The 19080-nt window shown below is 63.1% G+C and carries 16 protein-coding genes; 13 read left to right on the top strand and 3 right to left on the bottom strand.

Features of this window, described 5'->3' with window-relative positions:
- Positions 1-102: 102 nt before the first annotated feature.
- The 13 genes from G6N73_RS16305 (at position 103) to G6N73_RS16245 (ending at position 16188) form a co-directional block, all read left to right on the top strand.
- Entirely contained in the window at positions 103-1326 is a 1224-nt protein-coding gene (locus G6N73_RS16305) for a M24 family metallopeptidase (protein WP_425484094.1), read from the top strand.
- A gap of 37 nt (positions 1327-1363) precedes the next feature.
- A complete protein-coding gene (locus G6N73_RS16300; RefSeq protein WP_165029388.1) occupies positions 1364-2512 on the top strand; it encodes a M24 family metallopeptidase in 1149 nt (382 codons plus the stop codon).
- Positions 2513-2521: 9 nt separating this feature from the next.
- The gene (locus G6N73_RS16295; protein ID WP_165029386.1) at positions 2522-3778 is read left to right on the top strand and encodes a sarcosine oxidase subunit beta family protein; all 1257 of its coding nucleotides are present in this window, start codon (positions 2522-2524) and stop codon (positions 3776-3778) included.
- A gap of 9 nt (positions 3779-3787) precedes the next feature.
- Positions 3788-4054 (top strand): sarcosine oxidase subunit delta, encoded by a 267-nt coding sequence (locus G6N73_RS16290; protein ID WP_165029384.1) that lies wholly within the window; start codon positions 3788-3790, stop codon positions 4052-4054.
- Positions 4051-7005 carry a sarcosine oxidase subunit alpha family protein gene (locus G6N73_RS16285; protein WP_165029382.1) on the top strand — a complete coding sequence of 985 codons (2955 nt, stop codon included), beginning with the start codon at positions 4051-4053 and terminating at the stop codon, positions 7003-7005. The genes G6N73_RS16290 and G6N73_RS16285 overlap by 4 nt, the downstream gene beginning before the upstream one ends.
- A 40-nt stretch (positions 7006-7045) precedes the next feature.
- On the top strand, positions 7046-7543 hold the full coding sequence (locus tag G6N73_RS16280; RefSeq protein WP_343044639.1) for a sarcosine oxidase subunit gamma: 498 nt from the start codon (positions 7046-7048) through the stop codon (positions 7541-7543).
- 33 nt (positions 7544-7576) lie between these two features.
- On the top strand, positions 7577-8551 hold the full coding sequence (locus G6N73_RS16275; RefSeq protein WP_165029378.1) for an ArsR/SmtB family transcription factor: 975 nt from the start codon (positions 7577-7579) through the stop codon (positions 8549-8551).
- 140 nt (positions 8552-8691) lie between these two features.
- A complete protein-coding gene (arfA, locus tag G6N73_RS16270) occupies positions 8692-10200 on the top strand; it encodes an arabinosylfuranosidase ArfA (protein ID WP_165029376.1) in 1509 nt (502 codons plus the stop codon).
- Between the two features lie 211 nt (positions 10201-10411).
- Positions 10412-12301: an ABC transporter substrate-binding protein gene (locus G6N73_RS16265; protein WP_165029374.1), complete on the top strand. Its 1890-nt coding sequence runs from the start codon at positions 10412-10414 to the stop codon at positions 12299-12301.
- A gap of 90 nt (positions 12302-12391) precedes the next feature.
- Complete coding sequence (locus G6N73_RS16260; protein ID WP_165029372.1) at positions 12392-13393, top strand: ABC transporter permease; 1002 nt, start codon at positions 12392-12394, stop codon at positions 13391-13393.
- Between the two features lie 4 nt (positions 13394-13397).
- Positions 13398-14261, top strand: coding sequence for an ABC transporter permease (locus tag G6N73_RS16255; RefSeq protein WP_165029369.1), 864 nt, complete (start codon positions 13398-13400; stop codon positions 14259-14261).
- The gene (locus G6N73_RS16250) at positions 14258-15322 is read left to right on the top strand and encodes an ABC transporter ATP-binding protein (protein ID WP_165029367.1); all 1065 of its coding nucleotides are present in this window, start codon (positions 14258-14260) and stop codon (positions 15320-15322) included. The genes G6N73_RS16255 and G6N73_RS16250 overlap by 4 nt, the downstream gene beginning before the upstream one ends.
- Positions 15319-16188 carry an ABC transporter ATP-binding protein gene (locus G6N73_RS16245; protein ID WP_165029365.1) on the top strand — a complete coding sequence of 290 codons (870 nt, stop codon included), beginning with the start codon at positions 15319-15321 and terminating at the stop codon, positions 16186-16188. Before G6N73_RS16250 ends, G6N73_RS16245 begins: the two co-directional genes overlap by 4 nt.
- 59 nt (positions 16189-16247) lie before the next feature.
- On the opposite strand, the gene G6N73_RS16240 is transcribed toward G6N73_RS16245, so the two are convergent.
- From G6N73_RS16240 to G6N73_RS16230, 3 genes are read right to left on the bottom strand one after another with little or no spacing between them, the layout of a single operon-like run.
- Positions 16248-17318 carry an ABC transporter ATP-binding protein gene (locus tag G6N73_RS16240; RefSeq protein ID WP_165029363.1) on the bottom strand — a complete coding sequence of 357 codons (1071 nt, stop codon included), beginning with the start codon at positions 17316-17318 and terminating at the stop codon, positions 16248-16250.
- Positions 17315-18145, bottom strand: coding sequence for a carbohydrate ABC transporter permease (locus G6N73_RS16235; RefSeq protein WP_165029361.1), 831 nt, complete (start codon positions 18143-18145; stop codon positions 17315-17317). Before G6N73_RS16235 ends, G6N73_RS16240 begins: the two co-directional genes overlap by 4 nt.
- Complete coding sequence (locus G6N73_RS16230; protein WP_165029358.1) at positions 18142-19044, bottom strand: carbohydrate ABC transporter permease; 903 nt, start codon at positions 19042-19044, stop codon at positions 18142-18144. The genes G6N73_RS16235 and G6N73_RS16230 overlap by 4 nt, the downstream gene beginning before the upstream one ends.
- Positions 19045-19080: the final 36 nt, after the last annotated feature.

Genomic DNA, 19080 nt, shown 5'->3' with positions numbered 1-19080 from the left:
CTAGACATCTGACAAGCTAAGATGTTACATCGACCGAAAATCTGGATATCCGTCGAGTTTAAGAGCCAGATTGTCGAATAGTTGTGCACAATTGAACTTACAATGAGAACCTCGTGCCTGGAACATGGCGGCGCCGGGAGGAACATGAGCGGCTTCGGGATATTCACGGACGCGGAACACGCACGGCGCCTGGCCGACGTGAAGGGGCGCATGGAAAAGGGCGGCTTTGACCTGATCGTCTGCCAGGATCCCGCCAATATGTGCTGGCTGACCGGCTATGACGGTTGGTCGTTCTACGTACCGCAATGCGTGCTGGTTCACCTGGAGGAGGAGCGGCCGATCTGGTTCGGCAGGGCGCAGGACGCAAAGAGCGCGCGCATGACGACCGGCCTGCCCGAACGCAACGTCGTTCCGTTCTCCGAGCGCCTGGTGCAGCAGCCGCTTGAACATCCCTACGACGAACTCGCGGAACTGATCCGGGCGCGCGGCTGGGCAAACGCGCGCATCGGCGTCGAAATGGACGCTCACTATTACACCGCGCGCTGCCACGCCCATCTCACCCGGGGTCTGCCCGGCGCGCGCTTCGCCAACAACCACGACCTCGTCAACTGGGCGCGATTGGTGAAGTCGGACGCGGAACTGGCGCTGATCCGCGACGCGGGCGCCATTTGCAGCCACGCCATGAAGCGCGGCATCGAAAAGATGCGGCCGGGCGTGCCCCAAAACCACGTCATCGCCGAGATCTACCACGCGCAGATCATGGGCCTGCCGGGCGTCGGCGGCGACTATGCCGCTATCTGCCCTCTCGTGCCGGTCGGCGAAGGGACAAGCACGCCGCATTTGACCTGGTCAGACGCGCCGTTGCCGGACAATGGCCTCGCCATCATCGAGATCGCCGGTGTGCGGCATCGCTACCATGCGGCGCTGACGCGGACCGTGCATTTCGGCAAGCCGCCGCAGGCCATGGTCGATATGGCCAAGACCATCGTCGCCGGCGTCGACGCCGGCCTTGAACTGGCCAAGCCCGGCAAGACCGCCGAAGAGGTCGAAGCTGCTTGGCAGGCGGTGCTGCGCAAGAATGGCCTGAAGAAGGAAAGCCGCGTCGGCTATCCGGTCGGGCTCGCCTACCCACCCGATTGGGGTGAGCGCACCGCGAGCCTCAGGCCCGGCGACACCACCAAGATGCTGCCCGGCATGTGCTTCCACTTCATGGCCGGCGTCTGGCTCGATGATTTCGGCATCTCGATCTCGGAATCCTTCGTCATCACCGAACGCGGCGGCGAACGCCTGTGCGACGTGCCGCGCGAACTTATCGTCATCGACTGACCACGCCGGCGAGAACCGTGCATTTCAAGGATATCTTATGGATCGCAATCCCTTTTCCGATGCCGAGATCGACGGCCGCCTCTTCAGGGTCCAGACGGAACTGGCGCGGCGCAGGCTCGACGCCGCGATCTTCGCCTCGCCGGAAAACGTCTTCTATCTCACCGGTCTCGACCATTGGGGTTATTTCGCTCCGCATCTGCTGATCGTTCCGCTCGACGGAAAGCCGGTCCTGATAACCCGCTCGATGGAGAAAGTGACGATTGAGAAGCAGGTGAAGGCGGCGGAATTTCGCGGCCATTCCGATAGCGAAACCGCGGCGGATCTGTCCGCGCGCGTGCTTTCCGAGCTTGGCCTGCCGGGAAAGCGGATCGGGCTCGAATACTGGACGTCCGGGTTAAGCCACGGTCTCGCCGAAAAACTCAAGGCGCAGGCCGATGCGAATTGGAGCGATGTCTCCGGGCTGGTTGACAGGATCCGGTGGGTGAAGAGCGCCGAGGAGCAGGCGCTGATGCGCGAGGCCGCGAAGGTCACGGACGCCGCCGCGGGCGCTGCCATCGCGGCGATTTCCGACCAAGCCTCCGAGCAGGAGGTCGCCGCGCAATGCGTGGCGGCGATGATCCGCGCCGGCGGTCATGCGCCGGGCTTCGGGCCCTTCATACGGCCAGCGGCGCGCCTTGGCGAAGAGCATACGACCTGGGGCTCGGGCGTTTACCGCAAGGGCGAGCCGGTCTTCGTTGAGCTCTCCGGCTGCGTCTCGCGCTATCACGCGCCGCTCGGGCGGCTTGTCCGCATCGGCTACATCAGCGATGAAGACGCTGTCATGGCCGAAGTGACCGCCAAGGCGTTCGACGCCGTCGTGAAGGCGCTGCGGCCGGGAGCCAGGGCGCGCAATGTCTACGCAGCATGGCAAGGCGTGGTCGACGAGGCCGGCCTTTCCCACTACCGCCGCCACCACTGCGGCTATCTGGTCGGCATCGGCCAGCCGCCATCTTGGACCGGCGGCAACTCGGTCACCGGCCTGCGGCACGATTCCGACCTGGAGATCGAGAACGGCATGAGCTTCCACGTTCTGTCCTGGCTGATGCATACCGGACGCGGAGATGACTTCATCTCCAACACGGTCCTCCTGACCGACGCTGGCGCGGAGGTGCTGACGCGCACGCCGACCGGCCCGATCGTCCGCTGAAGCCGCGTCATGGCCCGCTACTCGACATTTTCTATTTTCCGCAATGCGCTCTCCGGTCAAAGGAACTGGCAGCGCGCCTGGCGCGCTGCGGAAGCGAAGCCCGCTTACGACGTGGTGATTGTCGGTGGCGGCGGGCATGGCCTCGCCACCGCCTTCTACCTCGCCGAGAACCACGGCATACGCAACGTGGCCGTGCTGGAGAAGGGCTATGTCGGCGGCGGCAATGTCGGCCGCAACACCACCGTCATCCGATCCAACTACCTGCTCGACGGCAACACCCAGTTCTACGAGTTTTCGATGAAGCTCTGGGAGGGCATGTCGCAGGCGCTGAATTTCAACGTCATGTTCTCGCAGCGTGGCCAGCTCGTCACCGCGCATTCCGCCGACCAGCTCGACAGCTTCAGCCATCGCGCCAATATCATGCGGCTGAACGGCATCGACGCCGACATTCTCGACCGCGACGACGTGCGCCAGCTTACACCCTATCTCGACTTTTCCGACACGGCGCGCTTCCCCATCCACGGCGCGATTTTCCAGGGCCGCGCCGGCACCGCGCGCCACGATGCCGTCGCCTGGGGCTATGCGCGCGCCGCCGACGGCCACGGCGTCGACATCATCCAGAATTGCGAAGTGACCGGCTTCGTCCGTGATGGCGAAAAGATCGTCGGCGTCGAAACGACGAAGGGCCGGATCGGCGCCGGCAGGGTGGGGCTGGCGGTGGCCGGCCACACGTCCGTGCTCGGACAGAAAGCCGGCCTGGAACTGCCGATCGAGAGCCACGTGCTACAGGCCTTCGTCACCGAACCGCTGAAGCCGCTGGTCGACCATGTCGTCGCCTATGGCGCGGACCACTTCTATGTCAGCCAGTCCGACAAGGGCGGGCTGGTCTTTGGCGGCAATCTCGACGGCTATAATTCCTACGCCCAGCGCGGCAATCTCGGCGTGGTGCGCGAGGTGGCGGAGGCGGCTATCGCGCTGATGCCCTCCATCTCGCGTATCAGGCTGCTGCGCCATTGGGGCGGCGTCATGGACATGACGCCCGACGCCAGTCCGATCATATGCCCAACGCCGATCGAAGGCCTCTACCTGAATGGCGGCTGGTGCTATGGCGGCTTCAAGGCGACGCCCGCTTCCGGCTGGTGCTTTGCGCACACCATCGCGACCGGCAAGCCGCATCCGCTGATCGCCGCCTTCGGCCTCGATCGTTTCCGCACCGGTCACACGCTCGATGAGGCCGGCGCCGGCCCCTCCGCCTGGCTGCAATAGGGGCAAACCATGCTGCGCATCGAATGCCCCTGCTGCGGTCCGCGCGATCACGACGAGTTCCGCTATGGCGGGGACGCGTCACTGGTCCGACCGGCCCACGACGACCCAGTCCCGGAAGCCTGGTACCGCTACGTCTATGTGCGGAAGAACCCGGTCGGTCCGCACCGCGAATTCTGGCAGCACGTTACGGGCTGCCGGCAATGGCTGGTGGTCGAGCGCGACACGCGAACCCACCTCATCGCTTCCGTCAGCTTCGCCAGGAAGTCGCCCGCATGAATTCTCGAAACAAGCGTCTTCCTTCCGGCGGCCGCATCGATCGCGCACGGCCCGTCGACTTCACCTTCGACGGAAAAAAGCTGTGCGGCTTCCATGGCGACACGCTCGCCTCGGCGCTGCTTGCCAACGACGTTGCCCTTGTCGGGCGCAGCTTCAAATATCATCGTCCGCGTGGCATTTTTTCCGCCGGCCCCGAGGAGCCGAACGCGCTGGTCACGCTGGGAACCGGCGGGCGGCGGGAGCCAAACCTGCCGGCCACCACGCTGGAGCTTGCCGACGGCATGGCCGCGGAAAGCCAGAACCGCTGGCCGTCGCTCGGCTTCGACATCCAGAGCGTCAACGGGCTGTTCGCGCCGTTCCTTTCGGCCGGCTTCTACTACAAGACTTTTATGGGCCCGACGCGGCGCGCCTGGATGTTCTACGAGCATTTCATCCGCAGGGCGGCAGGTCTCGGCCGCGCTGGCGTCGATGCCGATCCCGACCAATACGAGGTCCGGCACGCCTTCTGCGACGTAGCCGTCATTGGCGGCGGCCCGGCTGGGCTTTCGGCCGCGCGTGCCGCAGCAACCGCCGGAGCGCGCGTCGCGCTCATCGAGCAGGACTTCCTGTTCGGCGGCCAGTTGCTTTCCAAACGGACGGACGGCGGAGCGGCCGCGTGGCTGGCGACGATCGAAGCGGAGTTGCGCGGTTTCGAAAACGTCACGATGATGGCGCGCACCACCGCCTTTGGCGTCTATGACGGCGGCGTTCTTGGGCTGGTCGGGCAGCAAGGCAATGTCGATCCGGACCGGGCTGGCTCGCCGCGGCAGGTCTTCACCATGCTTCGCGCATGTTCGATCGTCTTTGCCGCAGGCGCGATCGAGCGGCCACTGGTGTTTCCCGACAACGACCGCCCTGGCGTCATGCTCGCCTCCGCAGCCCGCGCCTACCTGAACCGCTTCGCCGTCCTGCCCGGAAAACGCGTGGTCGTCGCAATCACCAACGACAGCGCCTGGCGCGCGGCCTTCGATCTCGCCGTCGCGGGCGCAGAGGTAACGGTGGCGGATTTGCGCCCGGTGCCCGCTTCCTACCTCCTAGCCGAAGCCGCGCGCCTCGGCGTGTCCGTGCGGACCGGCGCGCGCATTGCCCGTATCCGCGGCGCCCATCGGGTCAATGCTGTCACGCTGGCCGGACCGAAAACGCAAGCCGACATCGCGTGTGATCTCGTCTGCGTGTCGGGCGGCTGGTCACCGACCGTGCACCTCACCTCGCATCTCGGCGTCAGGCCCATCTACAGGGGCGATATCGACGGCTTCATTCCGGGCGCATTGCCCGCCAGCCAGTTCGTGGCGGGCTCGATTGCCGGGCAATACGCGACGGCCGAGGCGGTCGAGGCCGGCCATCGCGCCGGCGTCGAAGCCGCATCCTTCTGCGGCAAGTCAAAGCCAGCGCGCGCCCCCGCGAAGCTCGACCTCCGCGACACAGTCTCGACCCCGTTTCGCGATCCCGGCTCGGCCGGGCGCGGCAAGGCCTTCGTGGATTTCCAGATGGACGTGACCGTCGCCGACATCGCGCTCGCCCATCGCGAGGGCTACGAATCCGTCGAGCATCTGAAACGCTACACCACGCTCGGCATGGGAACGGACCAGGGCAAGACCAGCAATTTTTCCGCACTTGCCGCGATGGCCGCGCTGTGCGATGCAACGATCCCTGAGACCGGTGTCACCGCTTTCCGCCCGCCCTATACGCCGGTCGCCATCGGCGCGCTCGCCGGCCGCGCGGTCGGCCACCATTTCAAGCCGTTCCGCCGAACGCCCATGCACGACTGGCACCAGGCCAACGGCGCCGAGATGCTGGAAGTCGGGCTGTGGATGCGGCCCTGGTTCTACCGCAACTCCGGCCGCGACGTGAACGAGGCCTATGTCGCCGAGATGCGCATGGTGCGCGAGGCGGCGGGGCTGATGGACATCTCCACCCTCGGCAAGATCGACGTGCAGGGTCCAGACGCAGCCATCTTCCTCGACCGGGTCTATGCGAATGGCTTTGCGAAACTGCCGGTCGGGCGCGCCCGCTACGGGGTCATGCTGCGCGACGACGGCATAGTCTTTGACGACGGAACCACGACGCGGCTAAGCGAGAACAGCTTTTTCATGACCACCTCGACCGCCAAAGCAGCCGATGTATTGTCGCGGCTCGAATTCCTGCTCGACACGGCTTGGCCGGAGCTACGTGTCGCGGTCACCTCGGTGAGCGATGAATGGGCGGCCATGTCGATTGCCGGGCCAAAAAGCCGCGATCTGCTTTCGGCCGCATTGCCGGGCATCGACGTCTCTAACGAAGCCCTGCCACATATGAGCCTGCTGGAGAGCGCCTGGCAAGGAAAGTCGCTACGCATCCTGCGCCTCTCCTATTCCGGCGAGCGCGCCTATGAGGTTTATGTCGGCGCGAGCGCCGGGGAACGGCTCTGGACCCACCTTCTGGCAGCAGGAGAACCATTAGGCCTGAAACCCTACGGGGTCGAGGCGCTTGGCGCGCTGCGTGTGGAAAAAGGCCATGTCGCCGGCCCCGAAATCGACGGGCGGACGACGCTCGACGATCTCGGACTGGGACGCATGGCGGGAAAGCGCACGGGCTTCGTCGGCGATGTGCTCCGCCGGCGCCCGGCCTTCCAGGCAGCCGACCGCCACCGTCTGGTCGGGCTGGAATGCGTCGAGGAGGGACAGCGCCTGCGCGGAGGCGCGATACTGTTCAAGCTGGGTGAAGCCATACAGGGCCATGGCCACGGCCGCATCACATCGGTGACCTACAGTCCCACTCTGGGCAAATATATCGGCCTGGGGCTTTTCGCCGGAGATCTGGCGATCGAAGGAACCGAAGTGCTCGCGGCTTATCCTATGAAAAAGGAACAGGTGCGGGCCCGCATTGTCTCGCCGGTGTTCCTCGACCCGGAAGGAAAACGTCTCCGTGGCTGAAGTTTCCGCATTGGAGCTTTCGGTTGCGGACTGTCTGCTCGTGCAGATCGAGGCGTGGGATGGCACGTTTGAGCAATTCCAATCGGACCTGTCGCGGACGTTCGGGATTGCGCTCCCCGCTACGGTCGGCGAAACGGTTCGCCAGCCAAGCCTGCGAGCGATCAAGGTTGCGCCGCGCCGATTCTGGCTGCTCTACGACACCTCCGGCGGGCCATCGGTCGAGGTGGATCCGGATCTGGGTGCGCTGACCCACCTCGGCGAGGGCCGCATACGAGTTCGGCTGTGCGGTGACCGCCTACCGGGTGTTCTCGCCGGTTGCATCGCCGTCGACTGGCGCTCACAGGCCGTGGCGCCTGGCAAAGCTATACAGACCTCGTTCCACGGCGTCCCGGTGCTTTTCGTCCGAACGGGCGAAGCCGAGTGCGAACTTATCGTCCCGCGAAGCTTCTCCCGAAGCATTCTGGACTGGCTCAAGGACAGTGCCGGGGGAGTTGAACTTGAAGGATCGGACAATTCTGGTATGCATCCGAAATTCTGATACAGTTGCGCTGCAACGCGCTTTGGATGCGCCATGGACCTTCCGCTCAAGAACAACCGCAACTTCCTGACGATCAATGCCGAGGACGGGCTGGAGGTGCTGAAGGGCCTTTCGTCTCCTGTACGGATCAGCATCCTCAAGCTCCTGCATTCGCGCGGACCGCTCAACGTCAACGAGATCAGCGACGCGCTGTCGCTGCCGCAGTCGACGGTCGCGACCAACGTTCAGGTGCTGGAAAGCTGCGATTTGATCCGCACCGAGACGGTGAAGGCGACCAAGGGCCAGCAAAAGATTTGCGCGGCGCGCTTCGACGAAATCGTGCTGCGCTTCGACGACTACGATCTCAAGACCAGGTCGAACGTCATCGAACTCTCGATGCCGCTCGGCCTCTACACCAATTGCAGCGTATCGCCGCCCTGCGGCCTGTGCTCGAGCGAGGCCATCATCGGCCTCCTTGACGTGCCTGATTTCTTCCTCGACCCGGACCGGATGAAAGCGGGGCTGATCTGGTTCGAGCGCGGCCATGTCGAGTACAAGTTTCCGAACAACGCAAAAATCCTGCAGGCCGAGATCGAGGCGCTCGAGTTCAGCATGGAACTGTCCTCGGAAGTGCCCGGCACCAACGCCAACTGGCCTTCCGACGTCAGTGTCTGGGTAAACGACGTGCTGGTCGGCACCTGGACCTCGCCCGGCGATTTCGGCGACAAGCGCGGCATCTACACGCCGCGCTGGTGGAAGCTCGAAGGCTCGCAATACGGCCATCTGAAGACATGGAAGATCACCGCCGATGGGAGCTACCTCGACGGCGAAAAGACCTCGGACGTGACGCTCAATCAGCTTCACCTCGCGGAGCACCATTCAATCCGCCTGCGGGTCGGCATCGACGAACACGCCGAGCATCCGGGCGGCGTGAACATCTTCGGCAAGGGTTTCGGTAATCACGATCAGGACATCATCCTGCGCCTGCACATTCGGCGGGACTCCGAACGCGCCAACGCCCCCGCCTGAACTGACTGAACGGCGCACCGCCGCTCGATTGCTCCTTCTGTCTTCCGCGACCCGGCTAAGACGGGTTGACTCACCCACCCTGTTCAGGATCAGATATTGCGGGTACATATCCGAATATTTGATACAGTCAGGGGAACGCGATGAAGGCGAAAGCTGTCGTCCACAAGGAGTTTCGCATCGGCCGGATCGACGACCGCGTCTACGGCGCGTTTCTGGAGCATCTCGGGCGGGCGATCTACACCGGCATCTACGAGCCCGGCCATCCTGCCGCCGACGAGCACGGGTTCCGCCGCGACGTGATCGAGATGGTGCGGGAGCTGAACGTCCCGGTCACGCGCTACCCCGGCGGCAATTTCGTCTCCGCCTATAATTGGGAGGACGGGATCGGGCCGAAGGAGAGACGGCCAGTCACGCTGGACTATGCCTGGCGAACGAAGGAGACCAACGAGGTCGGCATCGACGAGTTCGCGGCATGGTGCGAGGCGGCGGGCACCGAGCTGATGCTTGCCGTCAATCTCGGCTCGCGCGGTCTCGATGAGGCGCGCGGTCTGCTCGAATACTGCAACCACTCGGGCGGCAGCCGCTGGAGTGACCTGCGTATCAAGAACGGCCGGCGCGAACCGTATGACGTGCGCCTGTGGTGCCTCGGCAACGAAATGGACGGGCCGTGGCAGGTCGGGCACAAGACAGCCTACGAATACGGCCGCATCGCCAACGAGACGGCGAAGGCGATGAAGGCGTTCGACCCGACGCTGCAGCTTGTCGCCTGCGGCAGTTCGCACTCATTCATGCCGACCTATCCGCAATGGGAAGCCGACGTCCTCGACGAGTGCTACGACAATGTCGATTACCTGTCGCTGCATATGTATTTCGAGAATTACGAGGACGATTATCTCAATTTCCTCGCCAAGCCGGTGATCCTCGACCGCTACATCCAGACGGTCAGCGGCGTGATCGACTATGTGAAGGCCAAGAAGCGGTCGAAGAAGGACATCTACATCTCCTTCGACGAATGGAACGTCTGGTATCACTGCCGCCGCCAGGACAACGACAATTTCAAGAACTGGGATTGGCCGGCGGCGCCGGCGCTGCTCGAGGAGGTCTATAATTTCGAGGACGTGCTCGTCGTCGGCTGCATTCTCAACACCTTCATCCGCCACGCCGACCGCGTGCGGATCGCCTGCATAGCTCAGCTCGTCAACGCCATCGCCCCGATTACCACCGAGCGCGGCGGGCGGGCCTTCCGGCACACGATCTACTACCCCTACCTGCTCGCCTCGCGGCATGGGCGCGGCGAAAGCCTAGCTGTCGCGCTCGATGCGCCGCGCTACGACGCCAAGGCGGCCGACGACGTGCCGTATATCGATGTCGCGGCGGTTCATGACCAGGCGGGCAAGACGATAGCGCTGTTTGTCGTCAACAAGCATCCGGACGAGGAAGCCGAACTCACGGTCGACCTTGCAGGTTTTCCGTCGGCCCGGCTGATCGAGCACATCCTCATCCATCATCCGGACCTGAAGGCGGTGAACAGCGCCGACGCACCGGATGTGGTGAAACCGCAATTGCAGAACGGCTCGGTGGTCGAGGAGGGCCGGGTTTTGTGTCGCCTCAAGCCGCGCTCCTACAACCTCATCCGGCTGTCGGTGTGATTTTTTCTCGCCACGCCGCGTGCCTTCGACGGCGCGCCCGGCGGCACTCGAACGGAAGGAAGTAACAATCCGGGATTGTCACTGAGTTCATATCAGACATTACGATATGTATCAGGTTCTATTGACCAGCTATGGTCCCCGGGTTAGCCTCCTTCCCCAACGACAACAAGCCATCGCATCACCGGTGCGACTGGCAAAGGGAGGAATGACGATGCGCATCATGCGAGTCTTGGCGTTCTTCGCGAGCGCGTGGTTGGTGGCAACTTCCGCGCTTGCTCAAGGCATCTCGAACCTGCCGCGCGAAGAGACCATCATCATCGAAAACCCGCAGGGCACGATCACCAACCCGCCCTGGTTCAACATCTGGATGGTGGCGCGCGGCGGCAACTCCAACGGGTTGCAGCAGCTCGGCATGGATACGCTCTGGTATATCGATCCCGATGCCGGGCTTGACGGCGTGTGGGACAATTCGCTCGCCGCCGACAAGCCGCAATACAATGCCGATTTCACCGAGATGACGGTCAAGCTCCGGGACGGCATCTTCTGGAGCGACGGCGTGGAGTTCACCGCCGACGATGTCGTCTTCACGGTCCAGACACAGATGAAGAATCCCGGCATGATCTGGGGTCCCGTCTTCCTGGCGAGCGTCGACACCGTGACGGCGCCGGACAAGCGCACCGTGGTGTTCAAGCTGAAGCGGCCCAATTCCCGCTTCCACGCCACCTTCACGGTGCGTTGGAACGCAGCCTGGATCATGCCGAAGCATGTGTTCGAAAAGGTGGAAGACCCGACCAAGTTCGACTTCAATCCGCCGGTCACGATTGGTCCCTACAAGCTTCACAGCTTCGACCCGAACGGCAAATGGTACATCTGGGAAAAACGCGAGGATTGGCAACGCACGTCGCTTGCCCGCCATGGCGAACCGGGCCCGAAATATGCCGCCTATATCGACCCGGGCCCGCCCGACAAGCGCGTGATCCTGCAGCTCAACCACCAGCTCGACATCATCCACGACACTTCGCCCGAAGGCGTGTTCACGCTGATCAAGCAGTCGCCGACCTCGCAGGGCTGGTTCAAGGGCTTCCCCTACGCCCATCCCGATCCGACGCTTCCGGCGGTCATGTTCAACCATCAGGTCGAGCCGTTCCAGAACGCCGACGTGCGCTGGGCGCTGGCGCTGCTCATCGACATCAAGGCGGTGTCGATGGCCTCCTACCGCGGCGCGGCGACGATCTCGGCGATCGGTGTTCCGCCGACCGGCCTTTACGGCGAGTATTATTTCGATCCGCTGGAGCAGTGGCTGACCGACTTCGAGATCGACACGGGCAAGCAGAAATACAAGCCTTACGACCCGACCGTCGGCCAGCAGATCGCCGACATGCTGCGGCCGTCGATGGGCGAGCAGATCCCGACCGATCCCAAGGAGATCGCAAAGGCCATCGGCCGCGGCTGGTGGAAACCTGACCCGGAGGCCGCCACCCAGCTTCTCGAGCGCGCCGGCTTCACGAAGCAGGGCGACCAATGGCTGAAGCCGGACGGCACGCCCTTCTCGATCACGCTTCTGGTCGAAGGCGACCAGCGGCCGGTAATGACGCGCGCAGGCACCATGATCGTGCAGCAATGGCGTCAGTTCGGCATCGACGCCAAGACGCAGGCCTATCCATCCGACTTCTTCCCGCGCGTCGAATCGGGCGACTTCGAGGCCGCGATCGCCTGGAGCGTGGAGACCTGGGGCGGCCACCCCGACCTGTCCTTCTTCCTCGACAGCTGGCACTCGGAATTCCTGAAGCCGCGCGGCGAGCGTCAGCCGCCGCGCAATCGCCAGCGCTGGACGCATCCGGAGCTCGACAAGATCATCGAGGAGATCCGCACGATCGACTTCGACGATCCGAAGGTGAAGGAACTCGGCCAGGAATACATCAAGCTCGCGGTCAGGGAGATGCCTATCATCCCGCTGATGTCGTACAATGTGTTCACGATGATGGATACGACCTACTGGACGGGATACCCGAGCGCGGATGATCCCTACACCAACCCGGTCTCGAACTGGGCGAACACCAAATACATGTTCGTCAGGCTGAAGCCCGCCAAGGCCCAGTAGCGGCGGACAGGCGAGCGAGGCGGCACTCCCCCGCCTCGCTCGCGAACAGGTGCAAGATGACATGATCCAAGCCGCGGCACGGTCGAAGCGATGAGAACCTACGCGCTCTATCTCGTCAGACGCTTCGCGCAGTTCATTCTGGTCGTCTTCATCGGCATCAACATCGCCTATCTCATCACCCACCTCACGCCGGTCGATCCCGTCGAGCAGGCGATCAGTTCCGTCACAATGTTCGGCCAGTCCAGCCCCGAGATGGTCGAGGTGATGCGCAAGACGCTGCGCGAGCTCTATGGTCTCGAAGGTTCGGCCTGGGAGCAGTACGTCTCCTTCTGGAGGCGCATGGCGACGGGCGACTTCGGGCCGTCGCTGTCGGCGTTTCCGACGCCGGTCTCGACGCTGATCTGGCAGGCGCTGCCATGGACGCTCGGCCTGCTCGTCTGCTCGACGCTTATCGCCTGGGTAGTCGGCAATTTTCTCGGCGGCCTCGCCGGCTACTATCGCAAGAACAGCCTGCTAAAGGCCTTGGGCATTCTGGCCATGAGCCTGCAGCCGATTCCCTACTACATCGTTGCCTTCATTCTCCTCGTCGTCTTCGGCTTCCTCTGGCCGATCCTTCCGATCAGCGGCGGCGCCGAGATGAACATCGACCGGCAAGGCCTTGCCTTTGCCGCCAGCATCGTCAAGCATTCCATCCTGCCCGCGCTGTCGCTCGTGCTGGTCGGGCTAGGCGCGTGGTTCATCGGCATGCGCTCGCTCGTCTCCAACATCGTGACGGAAGACTACGTCACCTATGCCGAGCTCGGCGGCGTCGACCGCCGCCGCATCCTGTTCTCCTACGTCATGCGCAATGCGCTTTCGCCGCAGGTGACGGGCCTGGCTTTGTCGCTTGGCGCCATCTTCAACGGCGCAATCATCACCGAATTCGTCTTCGGCTACCCCGGCATCGGCACGCTGCTGGTGCGGGCCGTGAATTCGGGCGACTACAGCCTGGTGCTCGGCATCACATCCGTGTCGATCATCGCGGTGGCGGCGGCAATCCTGGTCATAGACATCATCTACCCGCTGCTCGATCCCCGCGTGGCGCGGAGCTGACCTGATGCTGAAGACAGTCCGCGACCTCTTCCGCTATAATCTCGAATTCGCGCTCGGCGCGATCCTGATCCTGATTGTTTTCGCTTTCGCGGCCGCCTCGTTATTCTCGCCCTATCCACCGATGGACATTTATGTCGTCGCGCCTGACGCACCTCCATCTTGGGCGTATCCATTCGGCACCAATTCGCGCGGGCAGGATGTGTTCTGGCAGCTTACGGTGGCCATCCGCAACTCGCTGCTCTTCGGCATTTCCGTCGCCTTGATGAGCCGCGTCCTGTCGCTGCTGATCGGGCTGGTCGCAGGCTATGCCGGCGGCATTACCGATCGCATCCTGATGACGATCAACGACACCTTCGTCGTGATCCCGCTGTTTCCTATCCTGGTGCTGTTCTTCTTCATGATGCGCGACAACATGTCGTGGCCGATGCTGGCCATCGCCATGGCGTCGCTCGGCTGGCCGTACGACGCGCGACTCATTCGCTCGGTGGCGCTCAGCCTCAGGACGCGCGAGTTCACCGCGATGAGCGTCTTTTCAGGCATGAGCACGCGGCAGATCCTCGTGGAGGAGCATCTGCCTTATGTCCTGCCCATCGTCTTCTCGACCACGCTCAACAATATGAACTGGTCGATCGGCCTGGAGGTGACGCTTTCGGTGATCGGCTTCACCAATATCGAGACGCCGACGATCGGCACGATGATCTACTGGGCCAACCAGCACACCGCGATGGTCGCCGGCGTCTGGTGGTGGATCTTTTTCCCCGTCGTCCTGGTCATTATGACCTTCCTGGGGCTCTACCTGCTTTCGGTTTCGATGAACGAGTATATCGATCCAAGAAGCCGCCTGACCCGCATGGGAGGCCAGGCATGAACGCGCGGCCGCACGCGGACGGGTCGGCGGATGTCATGCTCGACGTCAAGAATCTCCGCGCCTATTACGTGATGAAGTATTTCGGCACGCAGCGCGAGGTGCGCGCCGTCGACGATATTTCGCTGCGGGTCGGCAGGAACGAGATCTATGGCCTCGCCGGCGAATCCAGTTCCGGCAAGACCACCTTCATCAAGACCATCGCCGCGGCCATCCGGCCGCCGCTCACCGTCGTCGGCGGCTCCATCCGCTACAGCTTCCTTGACCGCGACATCTACAGGCTCGACCGTGCGGCGCTGTCGGCGATCCGCTGGCGCCATCTTTCCTACATTCCGCAAGGCTCGATGAACGTGCTCAATCCCGTCCGGCGCGTGCGCGAATCCTTCATTGATTTCGCGCTTCCCCATATGGACCTGCCGAAGCAGCGATTCTTCGCGGCCATCGTCGCGCATCTGGAGCGTCTCCAGCTCGCGCCGGGCGTGCTCGACGCCTATCCCCACGAGCTCTCGGGCGGCATGCGCCAGCGCATCGCGATTGCGCTCGCCACCGTCTGCCGGCCCGATTTCATCATCGCCGACGAACCGACGACGGCGCTCGACGTGGTCGTGCAGAAAAGCGTTCTCGAACTGATCCGCGAGGCGCAGCGGGAAATCGCCTCGTCGATGATCTTCGTCACCCACGACATGGCCGTCCACGCCAACATCTCCGATCGGCTCGGCATCATGTATGCCGGGCGCCTGGTAGAGGAGGCGCCGACGGCCGAGATCTTCAGGAGCCCGAAGCACCCTTATACACAGCATCTCATCGCCAGCCTGCCGCGGATCGGCGACCTCTCGGCCAAGCGGGCGCTCACCGGCGCGCCGCCCAGTCTGGCGGAGCCGCCGAGCGGCTGCCGGTTCCATCCGCGCTGCCCGCTCGCCATGGACATCTGCCGCGAGACGCATCCCGAGCTGGTCAGCATCGATCCTCGCCATCGCGTCGCCTGCCACGCCGTAAGCCCGGCCGTCCGGCCGGATGGCGTGTTCGGAGCAACTGCGAAACAACGGACCGGGCTCGTTCAATGACGGGCGATCTTCTGAACCTCGAAGGGGTGACAAAAAGCTACGCGTCGGGCGGGCTGCTTGCGCGCAGGACCTTCAATGCAGTCGACGGCGTGAGTTTCGCGCTCGATGCGTCGCGCCCCGAGATCTTCGCGATTATTGGCGAGTCGGGTAGCGGCAAGACGACGCTCGCCCGCATGATCCTCAACATGGTTGCGGCGAGCGCAGGCGCGATCCGCTTCCGCGGCAAGGCGCTGGCGACAATCCGCGGCCGGCGCGCGCGACTCGATTTCATGCGCCAGGTGCAGCCGATCTTCCAGAACCCTTACGAGGCCTTCAATCCGCTGAAGCGCGTCGACCGCTACCTCTACGCCACAGCCCGCCGCCTGGCGGGCGTCGGCCGGAAGGAGGTTGATCGCGTGTGCGACGAGGCGTTGCGCAAGGTCGGCCTGTCGCTGGCGGAGGTGCGCGGGCGCTTTCCGCACGAATTGTCCGGCGGCCAGTTGCAGCGCACCGCGATCGCCCGCGCGCTGATCTCCGGTCCCGCGCTGCTCGTCGCCGACGAGCCTGTCTCGATGGTCGACGCGTCGCTCAGGATGTCCATCGTAGAACTGTTCAAGGCGCTTCGGGACGAACTCGGCGTGTCGATCGTCTACATCACACACGACCTCGCCACCGCCTATCATATCAGCGACCGCATCATCATCATGCAGAAGGGCCGTGTGGTGGAGGGCGGCGATGCCCGAACGGTGCTCGACAATCCGCAACACCCGTATTCGAAGCTTCTCAAGAGCGCGGTGCTTTCACCCGACAATGCGGGAATCGATGCGCAGGCAGCTACGCACGCCTCCGATCCCAATACCGTGCCGGTCAATGTCCGGAGTGTCTGAGCGCCGTCATGGTTCGACACCACCTCGGGTCATGGACAGGCGAACCCGCCAGTTGCATTTCACACCCTGACGCCGGTCACATCATCAAAGAGATGTAGCTGGTCTGGCGATATCCGCACTCCAACCATGTCGCCGGGACGGACCGCACTGCGTCCCGTTTCCACCACGATGAGTTCCGGTGTCGTTGCGGCGGTGATGAAGGCCGTGAAACCCGTGGATTCGACGACAGCGACAGGAACGTCAAAGCTGCCCTGCCCTGATGCGGCGATGCCGATGTGTTCGGGGCGAATGCCTACCGTTATCTTGCGGCCGGGCTGCAGCGTCCGGCTAACGGCCAGTGTCCCTCTGACGGTACCGAGGTCCAGTGTCAGGGTTTTGCCGTCATCGCCGACCGTCGCCGGAATGAAGTTCATGGCCGGCGATCCGATGAACCCGGCAACGAATTTGTTGACCGGCATGTCGTAAAGGTCGAGCGGCTTGCCCTGCTGCTCGATTATGCCGTCGCGCATGACCACGACGTGGTCGGCCATTGTCATCGCCTCGATCTGATCGTGCGTGACATAGACTGAGGTGGCATGCAGACGATCGTGGAGCGCTCGAATTTCCTTGCGCATGTGAACCCGCAGGGCCGCGTCGAGGTTGGAGAGCGGCTCATCGAAGAGAAAGGCTTTCGGATGGCGGATGATGGCGCGGCTCATTGCGACTCGCTGACGCTGGCCACCGGAAAGCTCCCTTGGATAGCGACCCAAAAGGTGGGACAGGCCGGTGGTCGCCGCTACGTCTGCGGCAGCCTTTTTGGCCTGCGCCTTGGCGACACCTCGGATACGAAGGCTGTAGGTGAGGTTCTCCTCCACGGTCATGTGCGGATAAAGCGCGTAGGACTGGAAGACCATCGCGACGTCGCGCTTGCGAGGCGGCACGCCGTTCATCTGCTGGCCTGCGATTTTAAGGTCGCCGGTCGAAATCTTCTCAAGTCCGGCCAGCGACCGAAGCAGGGTCGATTTGCCGCAACCCGACGGGCCAACGAGCGCGACGAAAGTGCCTTCAGCTATCGAGAGATCGATATCCTTCAGCGCATGAAACGAGCCGTAATGTTTGTTGACGCCACGCAGTTCGATCTGAATCGTCATTTGAGGGCTCCAGAAGTGAGGCCGGACACGATGCGTCGCTGCAGAAGGACGAAGATGGCCAGGATAGGCGTCACATACATCGTGGCGTAGGCCATGATGTTGTTCCACTCGTTGGTGTTCGGCCCCATGAAGGAGTTCAGCCCGACACTTGCCGGCTGAAGCTCGGCGGCCTGAATGATCGATTTCGAATAAACGAATTCGCCGAAGGCCTGCATGAAGATGAGAAGGGCGCTGACGAGGATGCCGTTTCGCGCAAGCGGCAGAACGATGCTGAAGAAAGCCCCGATCCGGGAATTGCCGTCAACAAGCGCGGCTTCCTCGAGTTCCTGCGGAACGCTCATGAAGGTGGCGCGCACGAGCACGACGAAGAAGGGCATGCTCTTTGCCGCAATCGCGATGACGACCGCCAGGCGTGGATATTCCAACACGCCGAGCTGCGAAAACCCGACAAAGATCGGCGTGATCATCAAGGACGCTGGAAGAACCTGCAGCATCAGGATCAGGAAAAGCCCGACATCCACCCACGCATTGCGGTAACGCGCCAGCACATAGGCGCAGCCGACACCCAGGACGGAAATCAGCGCGACCGAGCCGACCGCGATGACCAGCGAGTTCCACAGATACCGCCCCATGTTCCGGCTTTCCCAGACGAAGGCGTAGGTGCTCCATTGCGGGGCGGCCGGCCAGAAACTCGGCGGTGTCGCGAATACTTCCGAGCCGCTCTTCAACGCGGTGATGTACATCCAGTAGAGCGGGAACAGGTAGATCGCCGCCATGACGACGGCGACCGCGAGCATCAGACGGTCGCGTGTGGTGGTCCCGTTCATCCGCGCACCTCATGCCGCGTGGAGCGAACGTAGACCACAGCCGCAAGCATGACGAAGACGATCATGACGACCGACACCGTGGCCCCCTTGCCGAAATCATACTGGCGGAACGACAGCTCCCACGCCCAGTATTGCGTGACGTTCGACGCGTTGTTCGGCCCGCCGGAGGTTATCGCGGCGAAAAGGTCGAACTGCTGCAGCGTAAAAATGAGCCCAAGCGCAATGATGGCGCCGATCGTCGAGCGCATCATCGGCAGCGTTATGGTCCAGAAGCGCTGCCAGGCGTTGGCGCCGTCCAGTTCGGCCGCTTCGTAGAGGTCGCCCGGAATGCCCGACAGCCCGACTGAAAGCAGGATCATGTTGAAAGAAGTGCCGAGCCAGATATTCGCCAGGATCACTGCATAGAGCGAATAATCCGGGTCCGAGCGCCAGAAGATGTTCGCGTCGATCAGCCCGGTTTCGCGAAGGATGAAGTTCAGGACGCCGAAATCGCCGGACAGTATCCAGTTCCAAATGGCGCCGGCGACCAGGCCCGGCATGACCCAGGAAACAAGGAACAGACCGCGCAGCCATGAGGCGCCCGGGAAATTGACCCAGAAAAAGAGCGCCAGCCCGAATCCGATCAGAAATTGGCCGGCGATCGAGCCGACGACGAAAATCAGCGTGTTGAGCAGGATGGGATAGGTTTCAGGCTGGGCAAAGAGATCAATGTAGTTTCTCAGCCCGACGAAAGGGCGCGAGAAAGTGCCGAGGCTGAACATGTCAACCTCCTGAAAGCTCATCACCACATTGTAGACGAGCGGCAAACCGGACATCAGGAGCAGGAAACCGAGCGCGAAGGCAACAAGGGCAATGTCGAAACCCAGGCCGTCCCGCATGCTCGAAAAGAAACTTTTCATCCATCCTCCGCCACTCTCCGACGAGGGCCGCCTCCT

This window comes from Allomesorhizobium camelthorni (assembly GCF_011045125.1).
GTDB classification, from domain to species: domain Bacteria; phylum Pseudomonadota; class Alphaproteobacteria; order Rhizobiales; family Rhizobiaceae; genus Allomesorhizobium; species Allomesorhizobium camelthorni.
The sequence above is the reverse complement of the archived record's forward strand: the minus strand, read 5'-3'. Positions and strand labels throughout refer to the sequence as shown.